17 protein-coding genes are annotated in these 23,138 nt (G+C 43.6%); 3 read left to right on the top strand and 14 right to left on the bottom strand.

Annotation, left to right across the window (positions count from 1 at the left end; translation table 11 throughout):
- Positions 1-54: 54 nt before the first annotated feature.
- From MHH60_RS06220 to MHH60_RS06235, 4 genes are all read right to left on the bottom strand, one after another.
- Entirely contained in the window at positions 55-1,146 is a 1,092-nt protein-coding gene (locus MHH60_RS06220; protein WP_036680112.1) for a DUF4097 family beta strand repeat-containing protein, read from the bottom strand.
- Positions 1,147-1,163: 17 nt separating this feature from the next.
- Positions 1,164-1,661, bottom strand: a complete 498-nt coding sequence (locus MHH60_RS06225) for a hypothetical protein (protein WP_076125480.1) — start codon at positions 1,659-1,661, stop codon at positions 1,164-1,166.
- A gap of 75 nt (positions 1,662-1,736) precedes the next feature.
- Complete coding sequence (locus MHH60_RS06230) at positions 1,737-2,189, bottom strand: anti-sigma factor family protein (RefSeq protein WP_076136210.1); 453 nt, start codon at positions 2,187-2,189, stop codon at positions 1,737-1,739.
- Positions 2,186-2,752: an RNA polymerase sigma factor gene (locus MHH60_RS06235; protein WP_051491104.1), complete on the bottom strand. Its 567-nt coding sequence runs from the start codon at positions 2,750-2,752 to the stop codon at positions 2,186-2,188. The genes MHH60_RS06230 and MHH60_RS06235 overlap by 4 nt, the downstream gene beginning before the upstream one ends.
- 118 nt (positions 2,753-2,870) lie before the next feature.
- On the opposite strand from MHH60_RS06235, the gene MHH60_RS06240 reads away from it, so the two are divergent.
- Together MHH60_RS06240 and MHH60_RS06245 are read left to right on the top strand one after the other, a co-directional pair.
- The gene (locus MHH60_RS06240) at positions 2,871-5,969 is read left to right on the top strand and encodes an ATP-binding protein (protein WP_076136209.1); all 3,099 of its coding nucleotides are present in this window, start codon (positions 2,871-2,873) and stop codon (positions 5,967-5,969) included.
- A gap of 84 nt (positions 5,970-6,053) precedes the next feature.
- A complete protein-coding gene (locus MHH60_RS06245) occupies positions 6,054-7,199 on the top strand; it encodes a response regulator (protein ID WP_081389040.1) in 1,146 nt (381 codons plus the stop codon).
- A gap of 71 nt (positions 7,200-7,270) precedes the next feature.
- Here the strand turns inward: MHH60_RS06245 and MHH60_RS06250 are convergent, their stop codons facing one another.
- The 5 genes from MHH60_RS06250 to ilvB form a co-directional block, all read right to left on the bottom strand.
- A complete protein-coding gene (locus tag MHH60_RS06250) occupies positions 7,271-11,173 on the bottom strand; it encodes a collagen binding domain-containing protein (protein WP_076136207.1) in 3,903 nt (1,300 codons plus the stop codon).
- Between the two features lie 286 nt (positions 11,174-11,459).
- Positions 11,460-13,001: a 2-isopropylmalate synthase gene (locus MHH60_RS06255; protein WP_076136205.1), complete on the bottom strand. Its 1,542-nt coding sequence runs from the start codon at positions 12,999-13,001 to the stop codon at positions 11,460-11,462.
- Between the two features lie 102 nt (positions 13,002-13,103).
- Complete coding sequence (ilvC, locus tag MHH60_RS06260) at positions 13,104-14,096, bottom strand: ketol-acid reductoisomerase (RefSeq protein WP_036679485.1); 993 nt, start codon at positions 14,094-14,096, stop codon at positions 13,104-13,106.
- A 178-nt stretch (positions 14,097-14,274) separates the two neighbouring features.
- Positions 14,275-14,763: an acetolactate synthase small subunit gene (gene ilvN, locus MHH60_RS06265; protein WP_170914191.1), complete on the bottom strand. Its 489-nt coding sequence runs from the start codon at positions 14,761-14,763 to the stop codon at positions 14,275-14,277.
- Positions 14,760-16,502, bottom strand: a complete 1,743-nt coding sequence (ilvB, locus tag MHH60_RS06270; protein ID WP_036679490.1) for a biosynthetic-type acetolactate synthase large subunit — start codon at positions 16,500-16,502, stop codon at positions 14,760-14,762. The genes ilvN and ilvB overlap by 4 nt, the downstream gene beginning before the upstream one ends.
- 591 nt (positions 16,503-17,093) lie before the next feature.
- Here ilvB and MHH60_RS06275 point away from each other — a divergent pair.
- Entirely contained in the window at positions 17,094-17,540 is a 447-nt protein-coding gene (locus MHH60_RS06275; RefSeq protein ID WP_036679492.1) for a GNAT family N-acetyltransferase, read from the top strand.
- A gap of 22 nt (positions 17,541-17,562) precedes the next feature.
- On the opposite strand, the gene MHH60_RS06280 is transcribed toward MHH60_RS06275, so the two are convergent.
- The 5 genes from MHH60_RS06280 to MHH60_RS06300 form a co-directional block, all read right to left on the bottom strand.
- A complete protein-coding gene (locus tag MHH60_RS06280) occupies positions 17,563-17,892 on the bottom strand; it encodes a hypothetical protein (RefSeq protein WP_076136203.1) in 330 nt (109 codons plus the stop codon).
- A 183-nt stretch (positions 17,893-18,075) separates the two neighbouring features.
- Positions 18,076-19,032, bottom strand: a complete 957-nt coding sequence (locus MHH60_RS06285) for an ABC transporter permease (protein WP_036679496.1) — start codon at positions 19,030-19,032, stop codon at positions 18,076-18,078.
- The gene (locus MHH60_RS06290; protein WP_076107269.1) at positions 19,033-20,106 is read right to left on the bottom strand and encodes an ABC transporter permease; all 1,074 of its coding nucleotides are present in this window, start codon (positions 20,104-20,106) and stop codon (positions 19,033-19,035) included.
- Entirely contained in the window at positions 20,099-21,637 is a 1,539-nt protein-coding gene (locus MHH60_RS06295) for an ABC transporter ATP-binding protein (RefSeq protein WP_036679500.1), read from the bottom strand. Before MHH60_RS06295 ends, MHH60_RS06290 begins: the two co-directional genes overlap by 8 nt.
- Positions 21,638-21,816: 179 nt before the next feature.
- Entirely contained in the window at positions 21,817-22,866 is a 1,050-nt protein-coding gene (locus MHH60_RS06300) for a BMP family lipoprotein (protein ID WP_076107271.1), read from the bottom strand.
- Positions 22,867-23,138 lie beyond the last annotated feature (272 nt).

Consider the following 23,138-nt stretch of genomic DNA (forward strand, 5'->3'; position numbering starts at 1 on the left):
CTGAGGCCTCAGCAGAATCCATTCGCTGAAGCCTCAGCTCCCTTTTACTCCTGCTTATTCAGCTGTGTCCACGGTCACACTTCCATTACTCGTGCTTAAATCCACAGTATAAGTGGCTTTACCAAGCACAGCGGTACCATAGCTATCTCCGTCCCGATCCCAGGGCACATTCCCTTTCAGCGAGCCATTGCTTGTATCTGCAATAATCTTCGCATCCGACACGGCCGGCAAGCCCACTATAATCTTTCCGTTACTGGATGTACATTTCCAGTTTCCGGTCACAGCTGAATTTATAGTAATTTTGCCGTTGCTGCTCTTGGCTGACAATGCCCCATCAATGTTATCCAATACTATGGCTCCATTAGAACTCACAAGTTCAACTTCACCTTGGATATTCTGTACGGATAGTGACCCATTGCTGGTATGTGCATCCACTTCGCCGACAATATCATGAATATTTAATGCACCATTACTTGTCTCAACCTCTATACCTGACTTAAGATTCCAGGCTTCTATAGAGCCATCACTTGTCTCAACCTCAACAGCAAGGTTATTGGGTGCACTTACATTTAAATAAGGACTTTTGGTATTGAATCCAAACTGAATGTTAGAGAACCAATTATGATCGGTATCAAGCTCCATAATCAGTGTATCTCCTTCAGTACTAACTTTCCATTTCTTTTCTAGTGCACTTTCAGCATCACTTTGCGATTTTCCAGGCAGCAGTAAACTTCCCTCATAATCCAAAGAGCTTCCAGCTACACCCTCAACCTTTACTTTTCCACTTGGAAGTACAATTTTGAGCGTCGTAATATTCTCTTTCACTTCCACATTCCCACTAAGCGGAGTTAGATGTGTATTACCGATCAGATTGCTGAGTGAACCTCCGGCCATTACTGTCTGAGCACCACTTGCTCCGATCAGCACAATAATTAACAGGATGGCCCAGCCGCTTACACGGCTTTTGACATCGGATTTGATAAAAAGTCTAATCAACATCTCAAGTCCGAATAAGACCAACAACGCCGGCCATAAAAAACCAAGCACCTCATAGCTGATCATATCATACTGAGCCATCACGATAATGACACCAAGGGCAATGCAGCCCAAGGCTGCTGTGAAACTTCCTATTTTCCATCTCCCCATAGTTAAATCCCCGTTTCTTATGCTCTCGTATTGTTCCTTAACATCTTCAGTCCGTACGCAATCAGACCCACTGATAATAAGATCGTGCCGATGTTGATCTCAGTCAGCATATCCCAAAGGGTAGGGAAAGCTGTGATTACCAACATGAGGAATCCAGCAACAACACAGCCGATTCCCACCCAAGCTGGATTGATCTCTTCATGTGGATATCCAGGCATAGAGGACATACCCATGGTCCAAGGGGCTCCGAAGCTGTCTGGATGAAACATCATTCGTTCGTGTTCAGCAGCAGTTATTTTCATCCAAGCCGCCTTCTGCAGGGCATCAAACAACTGATAAAACCACAGCGCCGCCAGGGCAAACGGGAAGATCAAGGGCTCGGACGGAATAAACATTATACATAAGGACGCCCCGATCATAAACTGTAAACCCTGCTTTTTAAAGCCTAAGTACAAATGACCTACTCCAGGTATCATAGCCAGCATAAAAGTGAGCCAACGTCTCTTCTTAATCATAATACATCCTCCTAAAATTTGGGTAGCAAAACTTTAGCCAATTTAAACATCTATTAATGTTCAATTATTTTATTACTATCTCCCAAAGCCACCAAACCACTGGGTTACTGAATTCGACATATGGCCGTTTATTTCGGTAATACCATAGGCCAAATTCTCAAATACCCCAAACTGCAACAATAACAAACTGAGGCAAGCAGCCACTCCATAATGAATCCATGAGGTTTTTGGGGCAGAACGACGTCTTGCATTGGTCGCCTTAGTCGCTCGTGATCTGCGCCCTGTTTCGAGCTGCTCAATATGTGTCATAACATCTGCTGCGAGATCCGGGAAGTCCATCTGCGCCTGCAACTGTTCTCTGTCAGCATCCATTTCCGACCACAGCTCCGACATTGCTTTGGCTTCCTCCAGCCACTCTGCGCAATCAGGACATGACTCTATGTGCAATCGGATACTCAGCTCCATCTCTGGAGACAGTAGGCCGTCTATATAATGTGGCATCCATTCCTTCACTATTGCACAATTCATCGCCATTCCTCCCTTTGTTTACGCATCATCTGTCTGGCTCGATAAAGCTGCGATTCGATTGTTTTCACGGAAACTCCCTTTTGCTCTGCAATCTCTTGATAGGAATTTCGCTGAAAATAGTACAGCTGGACGACCGACCGGTACGGTTCCGCCAGACTGTTCACATTCTCTCCTAATTCAGCTGATGTTTCCTGCTCAAGTACCTCATGTTCCGGAGTTTGAGACGTTACCCAATCATTTTCTGTGTAATCAGCTGCACTTCGGTACTTCCACTCCCTATCGTTGGCCCGTTTCCAGTCCAGACAGGTTCGGTAGGCAATCCGATACAGCCATGTCGAGAAGGAGGATTGTCCTCTGAAGGAGGGGAGCGCTTTATATGCTTTTATAAAAACCTCCTGGGCCATATCTTTGGCCGATTCGGCTTCTCCTGTGATTTTGACACATACTCTGTATACCATGCCTTGGTAACGTGTCACCAAATGCCCAAAGGCTTGATGTTGACCGTTCAGCACAGCAGCAATCCATTCTGCCTCTTCCAGCTTTCTCCCCTCCTTCACCTTCATAACGTTAGACGCCAGCCAATCCTTCTCCCCTGCAACCTATACATAAATTTTTTTGGATTTTTTGAAATAGACTGAAGAGAGGAATATATAGTTTGTTGTCGAATAATGTTTAACTACTATGACTAAAAGAAAACTCTTCTTAATTATCGCATTGTTTCTTACTATACTCACTGGATTCCGTATCCTATGGGTAAAGATTTCTCCGCACACCACACAACCACCACTGATCAATGGTGTGTTGGATTTACGGGATAAACAATTGAATCAGGACAAACTCCTTATTTTAAGTGGACAGTGGGAGTTCTATCCGGGTATGCTGCTTCCTTCATTCAACGAACAATCTGTAACTGCTGCTCCTGCAAAATATATACAAGTCCCGGGGAACTGGAAAGATGCCCTTAGCGGTAGCGATAAATCTGCTTATGGCTACGGCTCCTATCGACTACGTGTGCTTACAGATAATAATAAGAAGCAATCCTATAGTCTTCTCATTTCCGGAGCTCGCTCTTCTTCAGAAGTGTATGTCAATGGTGAACGACTGGGCAGCTCTGGTGCTCCTGCTGAGAATAAAGAGCACTATATTCCATACATACTGCCTTATTCAGTATCCTTTACAACCGATAAAAGTGAACTTGAAATTGTAATCCATGTAGCCAACTACTCCTTTTCCCAAACGGGAGGAATTTCTAAAACAATTGTATTTGGCAGCGAAAAAGCTTTAGCACGGGAAAGACTGCTCTCTATTAGCCTACAGTTGCTATTATGTGTTGTTCTACTGCTGCACGCTGTATATGCTGTTATTTTATATATAATTGGACTGCGGCAAAAGATGTTGATCTATTTTTTTCTGCTGGTAATATCCGCTATAACTACCGTACTCATAGATGATGACAGGCTTTTATTGCACGTATTTCCCTTGAACTATCAATGGAATTTCAAACTATTTTTTATCTCTTATATTGCTGTATTTATTTTTATCCTGCAGACAAGCAAACATCTTTTGTTCGCGGATTTAAAAATAAAAAGTATTCGTATCCTAACCATCCTGTCCGTAGCAGACATCCTGTTCATATTATTTGGACCCGTTGTTCACTATTATGAATTTCACACACTGATTTTCGGCATAAATTTATTAGTTTTAGCATTAGGTGTCGTAATTCTTTTTCTGAGATCTATTGTTAAAAATTACGAAGGCTCTATTTTCCTGTTGTTATCTATGTTTGCCATCGTTAACAGCACACTTTGGGGAATGTTCAAGAATTATAACTGGGTCAACGTTACCTATTATCCTTTTGATCTAATTATCGCCTTTTTGTGCTTTGCGACTTTTGGATTTAAGCGATATCACTGGAATACCAAGGAGACGGAAAAACTGGCGCACAGCCTGCAGAGAAGTGTTACGCAAAAGGATGTTTTTTTGGCTAACACCTCACATGAATTAAAAAATCCGCTGTACAGTATCATTAACATTGCCGAAACTGTCCTGGACAGCGAGCGTGACACTGTAACGCATCAAAATGCTGAGAATTTAAAACTGCTCATTACCGTTGGAAGACGTATGTCCCTTCTGGTAGACGATCTGCTGGATCAATCCCAGCTCCGTGAAAGCAATATACAATTGCAGCTCAGAGAACTTAAGATTCAATCCTTCGCAGTGGGTGTGCTTGATATGTTCAAATTCTTAACGGAAGGGAAATCTTTAACCCTAATCTCAGAAATACCAGATTCATTTCCTTCTATTGTGGCTGATGAAAAAAGACTCATTCAGATCTTGTTCAATCTGCTTCAAAATGCTGTCAAATATACGACTGTAGGCACGATAAGAATCCATGCAGATATTCATAAAAAATCGGCGCAGATTCATATTACGGATACTGGTCTTGGCATGAACGAGGAGACGTTGCTCAGAGCTTTCCAGCCCTATGAACAGGGCGACTCCAGCATGAACGAAGTTAGCGGTGGCATCGGGCTTGGATTAAGCACCAGCAAGCAGTTAGTTGAACTTCACGGCGGGAAAATAAGTGTAGTCTCTACACTTGGAGAAGGTACTACCTTTACATTCACAATGCCGTTATACGATTCAACCAGCCGGGTATTGAGTTCAGAACGGCCCTCTATGACTGAATTCTCGGACACGCCATCTATGATCACTTTATCCAAATTAACCGCGCCGGGTATCGCATCATCAGCCCATGGAAGGAGACCCAAGCTTCTGGCTGTAGATGATGATCCGGTTAATCTAAAAATACTTACCAGCGTACTTTCCATCAAGGACTATGAAATCGTTACGGTGACCAGCGGAAACGATGCTTTACTATTGCTGGATACCGTTCAGTGGGATTTAATTATTACAGATGTAATGATGCCACAAATGTCCGGGTATGAACTGGCGCATAGAATTCGTGAACGTTATACCATAGCTGAGCTTCCCATTTTGCTTCTGACGGCACGAAACCAACCAGAAGATATTTATACCGGATTCATTTCAGGTGTAAATGACTATGTAATGAAGCCTATGAATGCAATAGAGCTGAAGGCCCGGGTACGCTCCTTAACAGATCTAAAGCAGTCCGTAAACGAACGGCTTCGTGTGGAAGCTGCCTATCTTCAGGCGCAAATACAACCGCATTTCTTATTTAACACATTAAATTCAATATCCGCGCTGGCTTCTTTTGATATTAATAGAATGAGCCAACTTGTAGATGCCTTCAGCTCTTATTTGCGTTTAAGCTTCAATTTCCTGAATGCTGAGCCTATGATACCGATTGAACGAGAGCTTGAGCTTGTTCATGCCTACCTCTACATAGAGAAGGAGCGCTTTGAAGATAGGATGACCATTCATTGGGATTATGAGGAAAGCTTGCATTTTCAGCTGCCGCCTCTGACTATACAGCCACTGGTTGAAAATGCTGTCCGGCACGGTATTTTGAGTCGCTCCCAAGGAGGAACGGTGTCCATAGCCCTCAAGGAACAAGCTGGCGATATTGAAATCACGATATCAGACAATGGCCAAGGCATGAAAAACGAACAACTCCAGCAGTTGCTCAGCAATCCGTCTAATGATGTAAGAGGAATCGGATTTTTAAATACACATAAACGGCTGTTGCGGGTCTACGGAAAAGGGCTGCAGATTAAAAGCGCCGAAGGGAAAGGAACTTCTGTGAGTTTTATTATTCCTTCTGACAAAAAAAATCCGCTTCGAAAACTTTCTGATTAACAGACAAACTATTGTGAACCGAAATATCAAGTAAGGATTCGGCGTATTTTTGGCTAAAATACTATATCTGAGTGGTGATTAATAATGATTCAGGCAATATTAGTTGACGATGAACGGCTTGCCCTTGTGAAATTAGAGTTTATGTTAAAAAAAATACCATCTTTACATATAGCCGCTTCCTATACGGACCCCTCGCAGGCCATTCAAGAGGCTCCGTCTTATCATCCTGACGTTATTTTTATTGATATTGAAATGCCTGAAATTAACGGTCTTCAAGCTGCGGAGATGCTCCAAGAGGCTTGTCCAAACGCAAATATTATCTTCGTTACCGCGTATAACCATTATGCTGTGGAAGCTTTTGAGATTAATGCACTCGATTATATTTTGAAGCCTGTGCGAAATGACCGACTACTGAAAGCTGTCCAGCGGTTAGAAGAAAGATTGTCACTTGCACCAAAAATCATAATTGCAACAGAAGAGGTAACCATTCGTTGTCTTCAATCGCTTCGTTTTGAACGAGGCGGACAATCTCTGAATAATCTGCGTTGGAGAACCTCTAAGGCCCAAGAGTTATTTGCCTTTTTGCTCCATAATCGCAACCGCTTCGTAAGTAAAGACATGCTGATTGAACTGCTGTGGCCTGACTTCAATCAGAAAAAGGCTTCTACCCATCTCTATACAACAATTTATCAAGTCCGGCAATGCTTAAAGCAGAATGAAGTCGACCTGCATATCAGCAACCTTAGCGGGGGAGAAGGCTATACCCTTGAAACCGGATCAATGTTGATCGATGTAGATAAGTGGGAACAGGGGATTCTGGCTCTGGAAACCATCAGTGAAGTTAATTGTGCGGAGCATCAAGTTTTATTCGAGCTTTATTCTGGAGATTACTTTGACGATTATGATTATTTATGGGCTGAAAGTGAGCGGCAACGCCTTCGTACCATTTGGCTGCACCATGCAATGGGCATAGCCCAATTTTATATAGAAAGCAACAGAATTGCCGAGGCCGTTACTGTCTATCAGCGAGTCGTGCAGCTGCAGCCTTATTTTGAACAAGGGCATTTAGGATTAATGAAGGTCTACGACAGTATTGGAGAACGTTCCGCTGTGGAAGAGCAGTACAAGCTGCTCAAGGATTTGTTCCAAAAGGAACTTAACCTTGGCCTTCCAGCCAGCGTTGAGCAATGGTACGAGCAATGGGAACAGCTTAACCATAGAGTGCGATGAGCTGAGTACCCTATCAAGACATAATAAAGACACCCGGATAAAACCGGGTGTCTTTATTATTACCTTCCTACCTAGTTATTACGTTTGAATCGTCTTGTTAAGACAAACCCTAGTAGTACCAGACTTCCACCTACCAAGTAGATCGGAAATGCGCTGTCTTCTCCCGTTTTCGGAAGCTGAGTCGGTTTATTGCTGTTATTTCCTGGCTTAGTGACTGTACCCTTTGGTACTTCCTCCACATCAATCTCTATGAGGATTTCTTCTTCATTTCCATTCTCATCTGTAACAATAATGGTGAACTTATCTTTACCAATATAGCCCGGATCAGGTGTGTAGACCCATTTGCCATCCTTAGTAATAATTACTTTACCATGTCCCGGCTCATCTCCCAGGCTTGGCACTCCCCCAAGTGGAATTTCACCTTCAATAGGAACATCTTCATTGGTAATCTCTTTCTGCACAGGTGGAGTTACCTGCGGAACAACAGGCGTACTAGTTGCCACAGGCTGGCTTGGAGTAGCTGTTGGCGTAACCGTTGGCGTTGCTGTCGACACTGGCGTTACCATCGGTGTTGGTGAAGGTGTTGCCACCACAACTGGTGTTGGTGTTGGCGTAGAAGTAACGACTACTTCCGGAGTCGGTGATGGTGTCCAGATAGGACCTGTCGGTTCCTCTGGCGCCGACGTTGGCGTTGCTGTTGGTGTCGATGTTGCTGTCGGTGTCGACGTTGGCGTTGCTGTTGGCGTCGACGTTGGCGTTGCTGTTGGCGTCGGCGTCGGCGTTGGTGTTGCTGTTGGCGCCGACGTTGGTGTTGCTGTCGGTGTCGACGTTGGCGTTGCTGTTGGTGTTGCTGTCGGTGTCGACGTTGGCGTTGCTGTTGGTGTCGATGTTGCTGTCGGCGTTGGTGTTGCTGTTGGCGCTGTCGTTGGTGTTACCGTTGGTGCTGGCGTTACGGTCGGTATAGGCGTTGCTGTTGGTGTCGGAACTTTGTTTTTTACCTCAAGGCTTATCCCTGTCGTCGAAGAAATAGTCACTTCATGTGGTGTTTGATCAAGAACATAACCAGCAGGCGCTGTTTTCTCAATTAATACATATTTCCCACCTGTCAGTTTAGTAAATTCAAGTATCCCGTTTGTATCCGTAGTGCCTTCCTTAATCCAGATCTTATCGGCATCAACTACGCGATACAGATCAAAAACGGCCCCACTTAACACCTTACTCGTATTCCCGTCTTCTACTTTGGTAATCGTCAACGGTCCTCTTACGCCGCTTCCTGTACCGGAGCCGCTAGAGAGCTTAACGATAATTTCTTCGGTACTTACACCTGGAACTACCTTGATGTTTTTACCATCGAAACTAACCTGATTGGTTACTTTATCATTGTTTTGTGCTGTGATCAGGGAATCATATTTTAAAATATAAGCTTCGGAAATATCCTTGAGGAAACTAAGCTTAAAGCTTTCTTTTCCGTCATTATCTGTAGTGATTTCCAGCTTATAATCTGTACCCCTCACCAATTCTTGGTTGGTGGATGTTACATCCCCATTGCTTGCAACTTTCGTTTTGTAGACATGGAATGTATTGGACAGCAGGATTTGATTGTCGCTTGGAATATCCGTAATTACCGCTTCTTTTACAAAAGATTGGTTACGGTTGATGTAAACCGTCCAATGTATTTTATTGCCATCCTGCGCACCTTCTTTGTTAACATATTCCCCGCCCTGAGGGATATTAACAGAAGCTTGCAGTTTAGCGGACTCTACTTTCGTACCGTCATATAACGTAGCTGTATTTTTAATTTCATTTGAATCAATTGCTTGATCCGCGAACGTTGTTTTGAAAGTGACGTAGAACGCATAATTAATCGTTTTATTAAATGTCACCTTCAGCTCACTGCCATCCAGCTCCACTTTATAATCAGCGGAATTCACACTAGCTTGCGGAGAAGGATTTCCATCCTTACCATACTCCCATTTATTCACTTTCACAGAATCCATATTTACAACTTGGCCAGCTGAAATGGTATCAACCAGTTGAGCTTGGCTTAACGTTTTCTGATTATAATTAGCCCCAATGTTCCAAGTGATCTCCTTAGTTACAGCATTGTAGGAACCACTCTTCTTCCCATTGTTTTTAACCTCATCTCTTGGATTAAAGGTTGCGGTCGCTTCTTTATGCTTAGACTCCTGCACCCCATTAACCGTTTCTTTCCAATCGAGTGCACCTGTATTAGTGAATTGAGTTTTGCCCGGAGCCAGCCAATCATAGTTAAAGCTTGTTGTATAAGTAATTGTGTAAGGCTCATTTATCGGCGCATTAAAAGTAATCACAAATCCATCGTTTACTGCAACCGGATCATGCGCATTGTAAACAACACTATGGACGGTGGCAGTTCCACCTTTAGTTGGTTGAACCTTTAATGTACCCGGGACAAGCTTTAATCCGGCATTGCCAAAAGTATCTGTCACCACTAAATTTTCCATAGTCTTGCTGTCGTCGTTAATTTGGATAGTCCAATCGAGGGTCTTAGTCGCATAATTAACGTTGCTATAATCTTTATGGAGAATTTGCTGCTTGATATCACTGTAACCCGTTTCTGTTTTTCCATCATAAGTAATCTTGTTCGTAATCTGACCATCAACAAATACTCTGCCGTTTGCCTTTGTCTGATATTCAATACGGTAGGCAGAATTAATATCATTGTTAAATTTCAGATCAAAACCATTTAATCCCGTTGCAGTTGTTGGAGTTATTGTATATTCGCTTGAAGCGACTTCCGCGCTTTTAACCCCGTTGCCATTACTGTCGATCGTTACAGGATAAACTTTAACCGAGCTGAGAATTAGATCTTGGGTGTTAATAAATGTATCCTTCAAAATAGCATTTGCCGCTAGAATTGTTTTTTCATTGTAATTGAAATTAACAGCCCAGGAAATTACCTGATTCGCTGCATCGTATTTGGTGGACTCTTTCGATAGTGGTTTGCCACGTCCTACTGTAACTGTAGTGCTAGCCTTTTTAGAGAATCCGTTATCTCCTGTTAAGACTGCCTCATTAAAAAAGGTTTTCGCATCTACACCAGTACCAGTAATATCCGTAGAGAAGCCAATCCGGTAGGCCTTAGTAAGCGGGTTATCCGCAAATTTCAGCTTTAACTCTCCCAAAGTGGATCCTGTCACATCATACTTGCTGCTGTCCACTATACTGCCAAGACTCACAGTCCCATCGACCTTCACATCAAGCTCATAAACAGCAATAGATACCGTATTCAGTGATAATCCCGCAGGGAGTGTGTCTGTGACAACTGCATTTTTTACGCTTTCCAGTGCCTTATTCACATCAACCGTCCAAGCGATGCTTGTTGGGTTATAATACTGCGGCTTAGGCGAACCGTCTTTTTCTATAGTAGAGCTAACCTTCGGCTTAAAATTAAGCTCAATGGTCTGAGTACCGCCTTGTATCGGGAAAATCAGGGTTTGCTTCGTGGAGCCTGTAATCTTCTTGGAGCTCAAAAGCGACCTTACGGAGAAAGTCCCTCCCACTTTATCGTGGGTTTCGATATAAGCATTAAATGTAAATACAACGCGGTTAGTATTTTTGTCGACAGTATAAGTCCCTACAGGCTCATCGTCAAAAATAAGATCACCATTCAGATCGTTATAAAGTTCAAACTGTGTTGGAAGATCAAAGGTATAGGTGGCCCCATCCTTATATCCATGCCCATCTGGAAGTGACCATGTATAGTTCAATTCCGAATAGGAATCAAGTTCATATACACTTTCTGTAACCGTATTTGTGTATTTATCATCGGTGTATACAGCAAGCGTAACACTAGTAATGAGGTCATCTCCAATTACAGTACCGTTGCCACTCGCATATGCCTGCGAATTGACTCCAAAGCCAAAGCTGTAAGCCCATTGCGTCACAAGCAAGAATACTACGAGCAATGCGCTAATTTTCTTTTTTGATAACATTATTAAAAATGCCTCCTTTGTCACTCCGTTTATCGTGCTTTCCTAAGCTTTATCCTTTGAATCCCGTACTCTACTCCCCCGCATTAACCTCCTTGACTCTTTCTCATGATATAAATTTGCAACCTAACAACTATTGTAAATAGTCCATCTATACATAATCTGAACAGCGTCCTATTACAGTCTTGGAGATCTTTTTATTGCAAAAAAAAACAGGGATATGCGCAATAACTCGCATATCCCTGTCGTATTTACTACTTAGTGGAAAATAAAAATAACATTGTAGATCTTATAGACTAGCGTGATCACGTTTGGTGTAAGTCTTACGCTTCTCCAGAAGCTTGTTCAGCGCATCAATATAAGCGCGGGCACTTGCTTCTAGAATATCGGTGCTAAGTCCACGTCCTTGTGCAGCTACTTCTCCCTGCGAAAGCACCACATGAACCTCACCCTGCGCATCTTTACCACGGGAGACCGATTTAATCGAATAATCTCCAAGGGTAACTTCCTCATTCGTGGCTTTATCAATAGCATTGTAGATGGCATCTACTGAACCATTACCTTCGGCCTCAGCTACAATCGGCTGGTCTTCAGGACCTGCAATAATAACCTTGGCGGTTGGAACAGCTTCATTACCATAAGTAACGAACATCGTTTGCAGCTTAAAGACTTCTGGCGTATCAATTAATTTCTCTTCAATCAAAGCCAAAATGTCTTCATCTGATACTTCTTTTTTCTTATCTGCCAAATCCTTAAATCTAGAAAAAGCGGTGTTCAGCTCTTCTTCGGACAAATCATACCCTAGATCACTCAACTTATCGCGGAAAGCATGACGTCCAGAGTGTTTGCCGAGTACCAGCTTGCTCTCTTTAAGTCCAATAGTCTCCGGTGTCATGATCTCGTAGGTAGTTTTCTCTTTCAGCATCCCGTCCTGGTGAATACCCGATTCATGAGCAAATGCGTTAGCTCCTACAATCGCTTTATTCCCTGGAACCACCATACCTGTCAGCTTGCTGACCAGACGGCTTGTGCGAGAAATCTCGGATAACGTAAGCGATGTTTTTGCGCCAAAAAATTCAGCCCGTGTCTCAAGCGCTAGCGCAACTTCCTCAATCGCTGTGTTCCCGGCACGTTCACCGATACCGTTGATCGTTCCTTCGATCTGATCTGCACCATTCTGAATCGCAGCCAGCGTATTTGCTGTAGCCATACCAAGATCGTTATGACAATGAGCACTAAGCTGTACGCGTTCAATATCAGGCACATTCTCTTTTAGATATTTAAAGATATCTCCGTACTCCGAAGGATTCAAATAACCTACAGTATCCGGGATATTAACAACATTAGCGCCTTCCCGGATAGCCATGCCGACCATTTCAGCCATGAAATCATACTCCGTACGGCCCGCGTCTTCTAATGAAAACTCAAGCTTAGGGAAATATTTTTTAGCGTAACGGATAGCAGACTGTGCAGTTTCCAACACCTGAGTCTTATCCATCCGTAGCTTATGCTGGCGGTGAATAGGAGATGTAGCTAGAAAAATATGAATACAAGGGTCCTGCGCTCCCTGTAGTGCTTCTTTTACAGCATCAATATCTGTCTCTCTAGAACGAGAAAGGCCGATTACCGTGACGTTCTTCACAGCTCTTGCCACCGCATTAACAGAAGCTAGATCACCTGGAGAAGCTGCAGGAAAACCCGCTTCCATGCGATCAATTCCCAGCTTCTCTAACTGGTAAGCGATCTCCACTTTCTCACGCGTGTTGAGGTTCACACCTGGTGACTGCTCTCCATCTCGCAGTGTCGTATCGAACACATAAATTTTCCGCATGCTAAGCACCTCCCAAAAATTGTGCTGAAACTCTCAAATGCGGCTCGCAAAGTCACGGCCGCATTTGAGGGTAATACTATTTAATCATAAGTATGATTATGATTATTTCTTAATCCAGTGCATCATTTCACGCAATTGGCTACCTACAACTTCTACTGGGTGAGCAGCTTCGTTGCGGCGAGTAGCGGTAAGGAAAGCACGTCCGGATTGGTTCTCAAGGATAAAGTCACGAGCGAATTTACCTTCTTGAATATCTGTCAGAACAGCTTTCATAGCTTTTTTAGTATCTTCAGTTACAATGCGCGGTCCAGTTACATAGTCACCGTACTCAGCAGTGTTACTGATGGAATCGCGCATGCTGGACAATCCGCCTTCGTATACCATGTCAACAATCAGCTTCAATTCGTGCAGACATTCGAAGTAAGCCATCTCAGGAGCATATCCTGCTTCTGTCAATGTTTCGAAGCCAGCTTTGATCAGTGCGGATACACCGCCGCAAAGTACAGCTTGTTCACCGAACAAGTCAGTTTCGGTTTCTTCACGGAAGGAAGTTTCGATAACCCCTGCACGTGTACAGCCGATACCTTTTGCATAAGCAAGACCGATTTCTTTAGCTTTTCCAGTTGCATCTTGTTCGATAGCAATCAAGCCAGGAACGCCAAAGCCTTCAACATAAGTACGACGAACCATGTGACCTGGAGATTTTGGTGCTACAAGCAGCACGTCTGCATCTTTAGGAGCAACGATTTGTCCAAAGTGTACGTTAAATCCGTGGGAGAACATCAAAGCTGCACCTTTTTTGAGGTTTGGTTCTACTTCATTTTTATATACCGAAGCCTGTGTTTCATCTGGCATTAGGATTTGCACAACATCTGCACGGGATACTGCTTCAGCTACTGGCAATACTTCAAAACCGTCATTTTTCGCAGTTTCAAAAGATTTACCTTCACGAAGACCGATGACAACTTGAAGACCACTGTCACGCAGGTTTTGTGCTTGGGCATGTCCTTGGCTACCGTACCCGATTACCGCAATTGTCTTTCCTTTTAATACACTAAGTTCTGCATCCTGTTCATAGTACGTTGTAACTGCCATTGTCAATATCCTCCTTTAATTTGAGACCCATCATAAAGAGCGGGTGCTTCAAGAGAACTGGTTTCATAGAAGATTCTAGCTGCTCCTCAAGCTCCCGCTCTTTAGCGGGAAGTTCATTCATATCATATCAGATTAATGCAATCAAGCAGTAATCCGTTAAAGTCGCAAAATAAAATATTTAAGAGTTACCGCGTACCATAGCCGTAATACCCGTGCGAGACAGCTCTCTGATTCCATAAGGTTTCAAAAGCTCGATCATCGCATCAATCTTCACTGTATCTCCAACTACCTGTACTAACAATGTAGTGCTGCCAATATCAACAACTGAAGCCCGGAAGGTTTCTACAACGCCCATAATTTCCGGACGCTCACTTGGATCAGCATTCACTTTAATCAGAGCCAGCTCACGAGCAACCATTGGCTTAGATCCAAGATCAACGACTTTAATTACATCAATTAACTTGTAGAGCTGCTTCTCGATTTGTTCAAGCGTATGCTGGTCTCCAAGAGTAACGATAACCATCCGGGACAATCCAACTTCTTCAGACTGGCCAACCGTAATACTCTCAATATTAAATCCGCGGCGACCGAACAAACCCGACACCCGTTGAAGTACACCCGGCTGGTCATTTACGAGTACAGAAATCGTATGTCTTGTCACTGTTATTCATCCCCCATCAGCATATGATCGATGGTTGAACCTTGAGTTACCATCGGGTAGACATTCTCGTCTTTTGGAACAACGAATTCTACCAATACTGGACCCGGTGTTTCCAGTGCTTTCTGCCATGCATCACGTGCTTCTTCCTTATTCGTCGCCCGTAGACCTTTTACACCATAGGCCTCAGCCAGCTTAACGAAGTCCGGACTGCCTGCGAGGTCTGTAAAGCTGTAACGTTTATCATAGATAAGATTCTGCCATTGGCGAACCATGCCAAGCACCTGATTGTTAATTACTACAATTTTGACTGGTATATTGTTAATCGCACATATCGCTAGCTCTTGGGAACACATTTGCATGCCGCCATCACCATTAATCGATACTACCAGCCGTTCAGGATGTGCCATCTGTGCACCGATAGCTGACGGGAATCCGAAGCCCATCGTTCCAAGACCGCCTGAAGTAATCCATGAACGCGGATGATTGAACTTATAGTATTGTGCAGCCCACATTTGATGCTGACCAACATCCGTTGTAACAATCGCTTCACCTTTAGTGGTGTCATTGATCATTTCAATCACCCATTGTGGTTTAAGCTCTGTTTCTGAATCCTTATACCGAAGCGGCTGATCTAGCTTCCACTGGGCAATCTGTGTTCTCCAAGCATCAGCATTAGATGCGCGGCCAACCTCAGGATTCAGCATTTCCAATACGGTTTTCACATCGCCTACAATCGGAATATCAGGCGATACATTTTTCCCGATTTCTGCAGGGTCTATGTCGATATGCACGATTTTGGCTTTTGGCGCGAAGCCGTCCAGTCTGCCAGTAACACGGTCATCAAAACGAGCACCGATATTAATGAGCAAATCGCACTGTTGGATCGCATTATTCGCGGTATACGTACCATGCATACCCGGCATTCCCATCCAAAGTTCTTCTGCACTAGGGAAAGCTCCGAGACCCAGCAAGGTTGTAGTGATTGGAATCTCTGTCCGCTTCACGAATTCGAACATAGCTTCATGTGCTCCGGAGTAAATAACTCCACCACCTGCAATGATGATCGGACGTTCAGCAACCGCAATCGCACGAACCAATTTATCAAGCTGCAGTTTGTTTGGAACTGTACAAGGATTGTAGCCCCGAAGATTCACTGTTTTCACTGGTGTGAACAACGTCTTCGCTGCTGACACATCTTTCGGAATATCGATCAACACTGGACCTTTACGACCGGTATTCGCTACATGAAAAGCTTCATGTATAACACGCGGGAGATCCTCAACATCTCTCACAAAGTAGCTATGCTTAGTGATTGGCATCGTTATCCCGGTAATGTCTGCTTCCTGGAAAGCATCTGTACCGATCAGGCTGGAGAATACGTTACCTGTGATTACAACCAATGGAGTGGAGTCCATATATGCTGTAGCAATACCTGTTACAAGATTCGTTGCTCCGGGACCTGAGGTAGCTATACATACCCCTGGTTTGCCACTTGCTCTAGCGTAACCGTCAGCTGCATGAATAGCACCTTGCTCATGACGTGTTAACACGTGATTGAAATCCGTAAAACCGTACAATGCATCATAGATGTATAGTACAGCTCCACCCGGATATCCGAATACAGTGTCTACACCTTCTAATACAAGGCTGCGGAGTAATATCTCGGAACCGGAAATGACCTCCGGCTCCATCCATTTTTCTTTTAACTGCTCAGTAGACCGTAATTCCGGTATTTGCGCGCTCATCAGTATTCCTCCTCCGATATTTAACATTCATTATGCAAATGACGGACCGTCCTTTATACATCAGCAAATGGTTCCTTATAAAACAAAAAAACCTTTCGCCTCCCACGCACAGTATTAGCGCGTGAGGGACGAAAGGTTGATCTTCCGTGGTACCACCCATGTTTGCATTACATCTCGCGATGCAACGCCTTATCAGGTATACAAAAATCCATCGATGTAGGCAAGGGCCCTAATCTCTGTAACCTGAAGTCCCTAACGCGGACTAAACGATTTCCCCTAATAATTCCACCACTCTAGCCAGTGGACCTTTCAGGAAAACAGCTCCGAGGTGAGCTCGTATATAAGGGATTTCGGTGGAGGTTGCAGCAGATCCTCACACTCTCTGAGCAAAAGAGCCCTTAAAACTTCGTCCTCATCATTGCCGATACATGTATGTTCGATAAAATGTTTAGACACATTATATGATTCCTAACATGGATAAGTCAATACCCTTATTTTTAATATTGTCACAACTCCTACTTCTACGTGCTGGGAACCCCCACCACGCTCCCGACATATGATGTACGACAATGCGTAGAAAGGGGGCGCTCTATGATCCGTTATCGTCGACCCAAGCAGGATGACGTCATTATCCTTGATTTAATCGAGCGACAGCTTGTACCATTATCTCATTTGCCAAAGACTGAAATTGCTAAAATCAAAAAAGATATCCCCCGTCGTCTGGGACACGGTATCACCTTAGTCGCCTGTCCCGACTATGAGAGTGATCCAATGGGGTTTGTCCATTTCCTGCTGCATGGTGATTTACTTTATATCGATATGTTAGCCATAGCACCCGCAGCACGGCGCAAACACTTGGGGAATATGCTCATGGATCGAGCAGAACGATTTGCACTATCACGCGGATGTCATCGGGCTAAGGTATCCGTCGATTTAGGAAACACAGCAGCTCTTGCCTTTTATCAAAAATTGGGCTACAGCGTAGCCCGTTATCAATCCCTAAGCTTCTGTTACGAATTGGAGAAAAGGTTCATCTAATTAAATCAAATTTCAACTGAACTTAAAAGAATCCGAAAGGTGGATAGGGTGTGCCTCCGTACCCGTAACCTCCATAAGGATTGCCATAGCCAGGACCTCCACCATAAGGCGCTCCACCGCCATAGCCACCACCATAAGCATAAGGTGCTGTACCAATGGCTAGCAAATCAAACAACACTAGAGGAATGATTGCTTTAGTTTGTACTTTTTTACCACTTACGCGTTGTAATATCAGACGATTTCCGGATACACGAAGCAGTTTACCTGTTACCTGAGTACCGTCCTTTTTTACTGCAATGATCTGCTTACCCACGAGTCTCATAACCTGATTCTTCGTAACTGGCTTAGTCATATGATCCCCTCCAAAATGTTTTGTCGCCTCTCATTCGCATCATCTACAAAACAGTCTATTCGCTGGAAAGAACCTTCGCCTGTACACTTGCCCTCCTTCCTCAATGTTTATCCTTGCTGATCCTAATAAAAAAGCCGTATTTCCGGGAAAAGACCGGAAATACGGCTTTGAAAAGTTACATTTCTATCGCTTACCAGGATCATATGGCTGTCCTAATGCCTTAGGAGCAGAGGAACGGCCTACAGCCCCTACCAGCACGATGATAGTCAGTACATAAGGGATCATAAAGATAAACTCTTGAGGAATATTTTGTGACCACTCATACAATTGAACATAGTTGCGAATCGCTTGGGAGAATCCGAAGAATACCGCTGCACCAAAGGCACCAAGTGGATTCCATTTCCCAAAGATCATCGCTGCAATGGCGATAAAACCTTGACCAGAGATTGTATTATGTCCAAAGGTTCCCGTTGTTGTTAAAGTGATTGTAGCCCCACCAATACCCGCCATCAATCCACTCAACATTACACCGATATATCTCATCCGATTAACTTTTACACCCAGTGTATCTGCAGCACTTGGATGCTCACCCACAGCACGCAAACGCAATCCGAATGGCGTCTTAAACAGAACCAAATAAATAACGATGACCAGTATTATGGCCAGATAAGTTGTAGGATAGGAATTAAAAATCCCTTCACCAATCACTGGGATTTTGGAGAGCCCAGGAATTGCAACCTTGCTGAATCCGTCAATGATCGGGGTTTCAGCAGATCCATCAAACAGGAGCTTTACCATATAGAGCGTGCTTCCTGCAGCTAAAAAGTTAATAACCGTACCACTAATCGTCTGATCAGATTTAAAGGTTATAGATGCAACCGCATGAATTAGTGAGCCTAGCACACCAACAGCTATAGCACAGAGTACACCAACCCAAGGAGCCCATTCGCCCATTCCAGCATCCTGAGCATAATAACCGCCTACTGCTGCCGCAAAGGCACCAAACATCATCAAACCTTCAAGTCCAATGTTTACGACACCGGAACGTTCAGAGAAGATGCCGCCAAGTGAGGCAAAAATGAGCGCTGTGGAAAAAACAAGCGTTGTATTAAGCAGTTGACCTAACGTCTGCAGATCCATCTATAACACCTTCTCTTTCTTGCGCTTGAAGTAAAAGGGCTTAAGCACCCAGCGCACAATCCCTTGTGCCGCAATAAAGAATATGATTGAACCAATAACGATACGAATAAGCTCTGGTGGAACATCTGCAGCAAAACTCATACCCGCAGAACCATAAGTCAACGTACCGTAGAGAATCGCAGCCAGAATAACACCAAGCGGATGTGTTAAACCAAGAAGAGCAACGGCGATACCATCAAATCCATATCCTGGCGATGCCGCGAAAATAGCTTGATAATGGAATACACCAAGCACCTCTCCTGCTCCGGCCAGACCGGCGAATACACCACTTATGAACATTGCTTTCATAACGTTACGTCCAACATTCATCCCTGCATATTCGGCAGCATGTGGATTGTAACCAACTGCACGCATTTCGTAGCCCTGCTTGGTCTTCCATAAGTACACATAGAAGAATACCGCTGCAGCAAGAGCAATAGCTGTACCCCAGTGTAGACGCGCATTATCAAATATCGAATTCAAAAAGGTCATGGAAAGCGAGGCCGGAATATCCTCGGAACGATTTTGTCCTGGAAGCAACAAAAAGTTTCTTACGATATAATTCGACAGGTAAAGAGCGATCCAGTTTAACATGATTGTGGTAATAACTTCGTTAATCCCACGCTTTGCTTTCAAATAACCGGCGATCCCTGCCCATAAACCACCGCAGACACCCGCAATAATTACGGCAAGCGGGACAAGCAGGAAGGATGGCAGACCTGCCATCTTAATACCCACCACTGTTGCCGCTGTCATACCAATCATTACTTGGCCATCTGCCCCGATATTAAACATCCCTGAACGGAATGCGAAAGCAACGGCTAGCCCTGTAAGCATTAATGGTGTCATTTCGCGCACAGCTTCACCAAAGTTATACAAATTACCAAACACCCGTTTGAACAGTGCGGAGTAAGCAGTTATCGGATCATAACCGCCCAGAAGCATAACTATTGCTCCCACAAGAAAACCAAGCACGATGGCAACCAGAGGAACGATGTAGCTGTCAGTTGTGAAGATTTTTTTGAACTTATTCAACTGCCTTACCTCCCCGCTGCAAGCTGCCTGCCATCATAAGACCCAGTTCCTGATCATTCGTATCTTGCGGGAACACTTCACCGACAATTTTCCCTTCATAGATAACAGCGATTCTGTCAGAAACGTTCATAATCTCGTCCAATTCAAAGGAAATAAGTAGAACAGCCTTTCCTTGATCACGCTGAGCTATAAGTTGCTTCTGAACAAATTCGATAGCCCCAACATCTAAACCGCGCGTAGGTTGTGCGGCAATTAACAATGTCGGATTTTTATCTATTTCCCGCGCAATAATCGCTTTCTGTTGATTTCCGCCGGATAAAGAACGTGCTTTGGTCTCTATTGAAGGTGTACGTACATCAAATTGCTCTATAAGCTTCGCTGCATACTTATCAATGACATCATTTTGCAAAAAGCCATTTTTGTTGTAAGGACTCTTATAATAGGTTTCCAAAACCATATTCTCACTCATGGTGAAATCAAGCACTAACCCATGCTTGTGGCGGTCCTCAGGAATATGAGAGACATTCATCTCTGAAACCTTCCGCGGTGATAAATTAGCAATTTCATTGCCAGATACGGTTATCGAACCCGAATCAATTTTGCGCAGACCTGTAATGGCCTGGATCAACTCACTTTGTCCATTGCCATCTACGCCAGCAATCCCGAGAATCTCCCCTGCTTTAACTTCAAAGCTAAGACCATCCAGTACGGAGACCCCATCTTTACTCTTACTGCTGACATCCTTCAGTTTGAGTACAGATTGGCCAACCTCAGGAGCTTTCTTGTCCACTTTGAAAGTTACGCCACGCCCAACCATTTTTTCAGCTAGCTCATTAGGGTTAGTCTCTGCGGTATTCACAGTATCAATTACTTTCCCACGTCTAATAATGGTGACCCGATCAGATATTTGCATGATTTCTTTAAGCTTATGCGTGATCAAAATAATGGATTTTCCCTCTGCAACAAGCCGCTTCATAATCGCCATGAGTTCCGTAATTTCTTGAGGCGTAAGTACTGCGGTCGGCTCATCAAATATGAGAATATCCGCTCCACGGTACAGGGTCTTCATAATTTCTACCCTTTGCTGCATACCTACCGAAATGTCATGAATAACGGCATTTGGATTCACTTGCAGGCCATATTGCTCCGATAGCTTCCGAACCTGTTCCGCAGCGGATTTATAGTCAATTTTAAGACCTTTTTTCGGCTCCATCCCAAGAACAATATTCTCGGTCACCGTAAAAGGCTCCACAAGCTTGAAATGCTGATGAACCATACCAATACCAAGCTCAATAGCTTTATTGGGGTTATCAATAATAACCGGTTTCCCGTCGATTTCAATACTGCCTTCATCCGGTTGATACAATCCAAATACAATGTTCATTAAAGTGGACTTGCCTGCACCATTCTCACCAAGCAATGCAAGGATTTCACCCTTTTTAAGCGTCAAGCTAATGGAATCGTTAGCAACAATACCGGGAAAGCGTTTTGTGATTTGCTTCAACTCTACGACAGGAGCCGCAGCACTCATGGAATCACCCTCATCACAGAATATATAACTACCTTATAGACACGGATGTACCGCCCTTTGTAAGGCGGTATATCTATGTTCCTCTTATCATAACCAGTGCTTTAACAAGGAATAAGGCCAGCACAACACCGGCCTTATTCTTTGATCCTTATTGTAATGCAATAAATGGAGACTAACTATTACTCGGAAGGAACAGTGATTGTTCCATCAATGATTTGTTTTTTGTATTCTTCAACTTTAGCTAGGATCTCTTCAGAAACGTTGTCCTTAGTATCAGAAATACCAACACCATTATCTTTCAGACCAAGAACGGTTGTAGTACCACCCTTGAACGTACCATCAATTACTTCTTTAGAAACTTTAAGAACAGCTTCGTCTACACGTTTGATCATGGAAGTCAAAGTAACGTCAGTACCAAACTCGATGGATTGGTCTTTATCTACACCAATAACCCATACTTTAGTACCGCCTGCTTTGTTACGAGCTTTAGCTTCGTTGAATACGCCATTTCCTGTTTGTCCAGCAGCAGGGAAGATAATGTCGTTTCCGTCGTTATACAATGTAGCCGCAAGAGATTTACCAACGTCTGGTTTGTCATAACCACCAGCATAAGTAGGTGTTACTTTAGCTGAAGGGTTAACTGCTGCTACACCAGCTTTAAAGCCAGCTTCAAAACGTTTGATTACTGGGCTTTCCAGACCACCGATGAATGCAACTTTGTTAGTTTTTGTAGTCAGACCAGCAACCACACCAACCAAGAAGGAACCTTCATTTTCGGAGAAAGTAACGGAAGCTACGTTAGGAGCTTCAACTACGCTATCAATGATAGCCAAGTTAGCATTTGGGTTCTCAGTAGCTACTTTTTTAATTGCGTCGCCAAGGTCAAAACCAATACCCCAAGTCAAGTTGTATCCATCTTTAACGAAGGAGTTAAGGTTTGGCTCATAGTCAGCATTTGATTTACTTTGCAAGTACTTAACGCCACTACCTGTTTCTTTTTCAAGAGCTTGCAATGCTTCCCATGCGGATTGGTTAAACGATTTATCGTTTACGCCACCAATGTCAGTAACCATACCAAATTTGAAATCGGATTTAGGTGCGTTTGTTCCTGCATTGGTTCCTGCATTAGTTTCACCTTTAGCGGCGTTGTTATTGTTGTTTCCACAGCCTGTCAAAACGACTGTAAGAGACAGCAACATTGCAAGAGATAGCTTTAAACCTTTTTTCATTGAATGTAATCCCCCTTAAAATATTGGATGTCTTCTGTGTTCTGCTTGGACATTCCATTAGTTCAAATTATAACTGCAATAAAATCTAAAATCCAGTGCATAAATGACCTCAGGTCAATAATAATTTGCACTTTTTAGCAAGTAACCGCTTTCCATGACATAGCGTGTTACGGTTATGTCTGGTTAATGTCAGAAACCCTGATTTTACTCTGTATAGTATTCCAACACATTACAAATATTATTGCACACTTAAGTGTTTTCTATTATTATGA

It is taken from the genome of Paenibacillus sp. FSL H7-0716 (assembly GCF_038002705.1).
Taxonomy (GTDB): domain Bacteria; phylum Bacillota; class Bacilli; order Paenibacillales; family Paenibacillaceae; genus Paenibacillus_AQ; species Paenibacillus_AQ odorifer.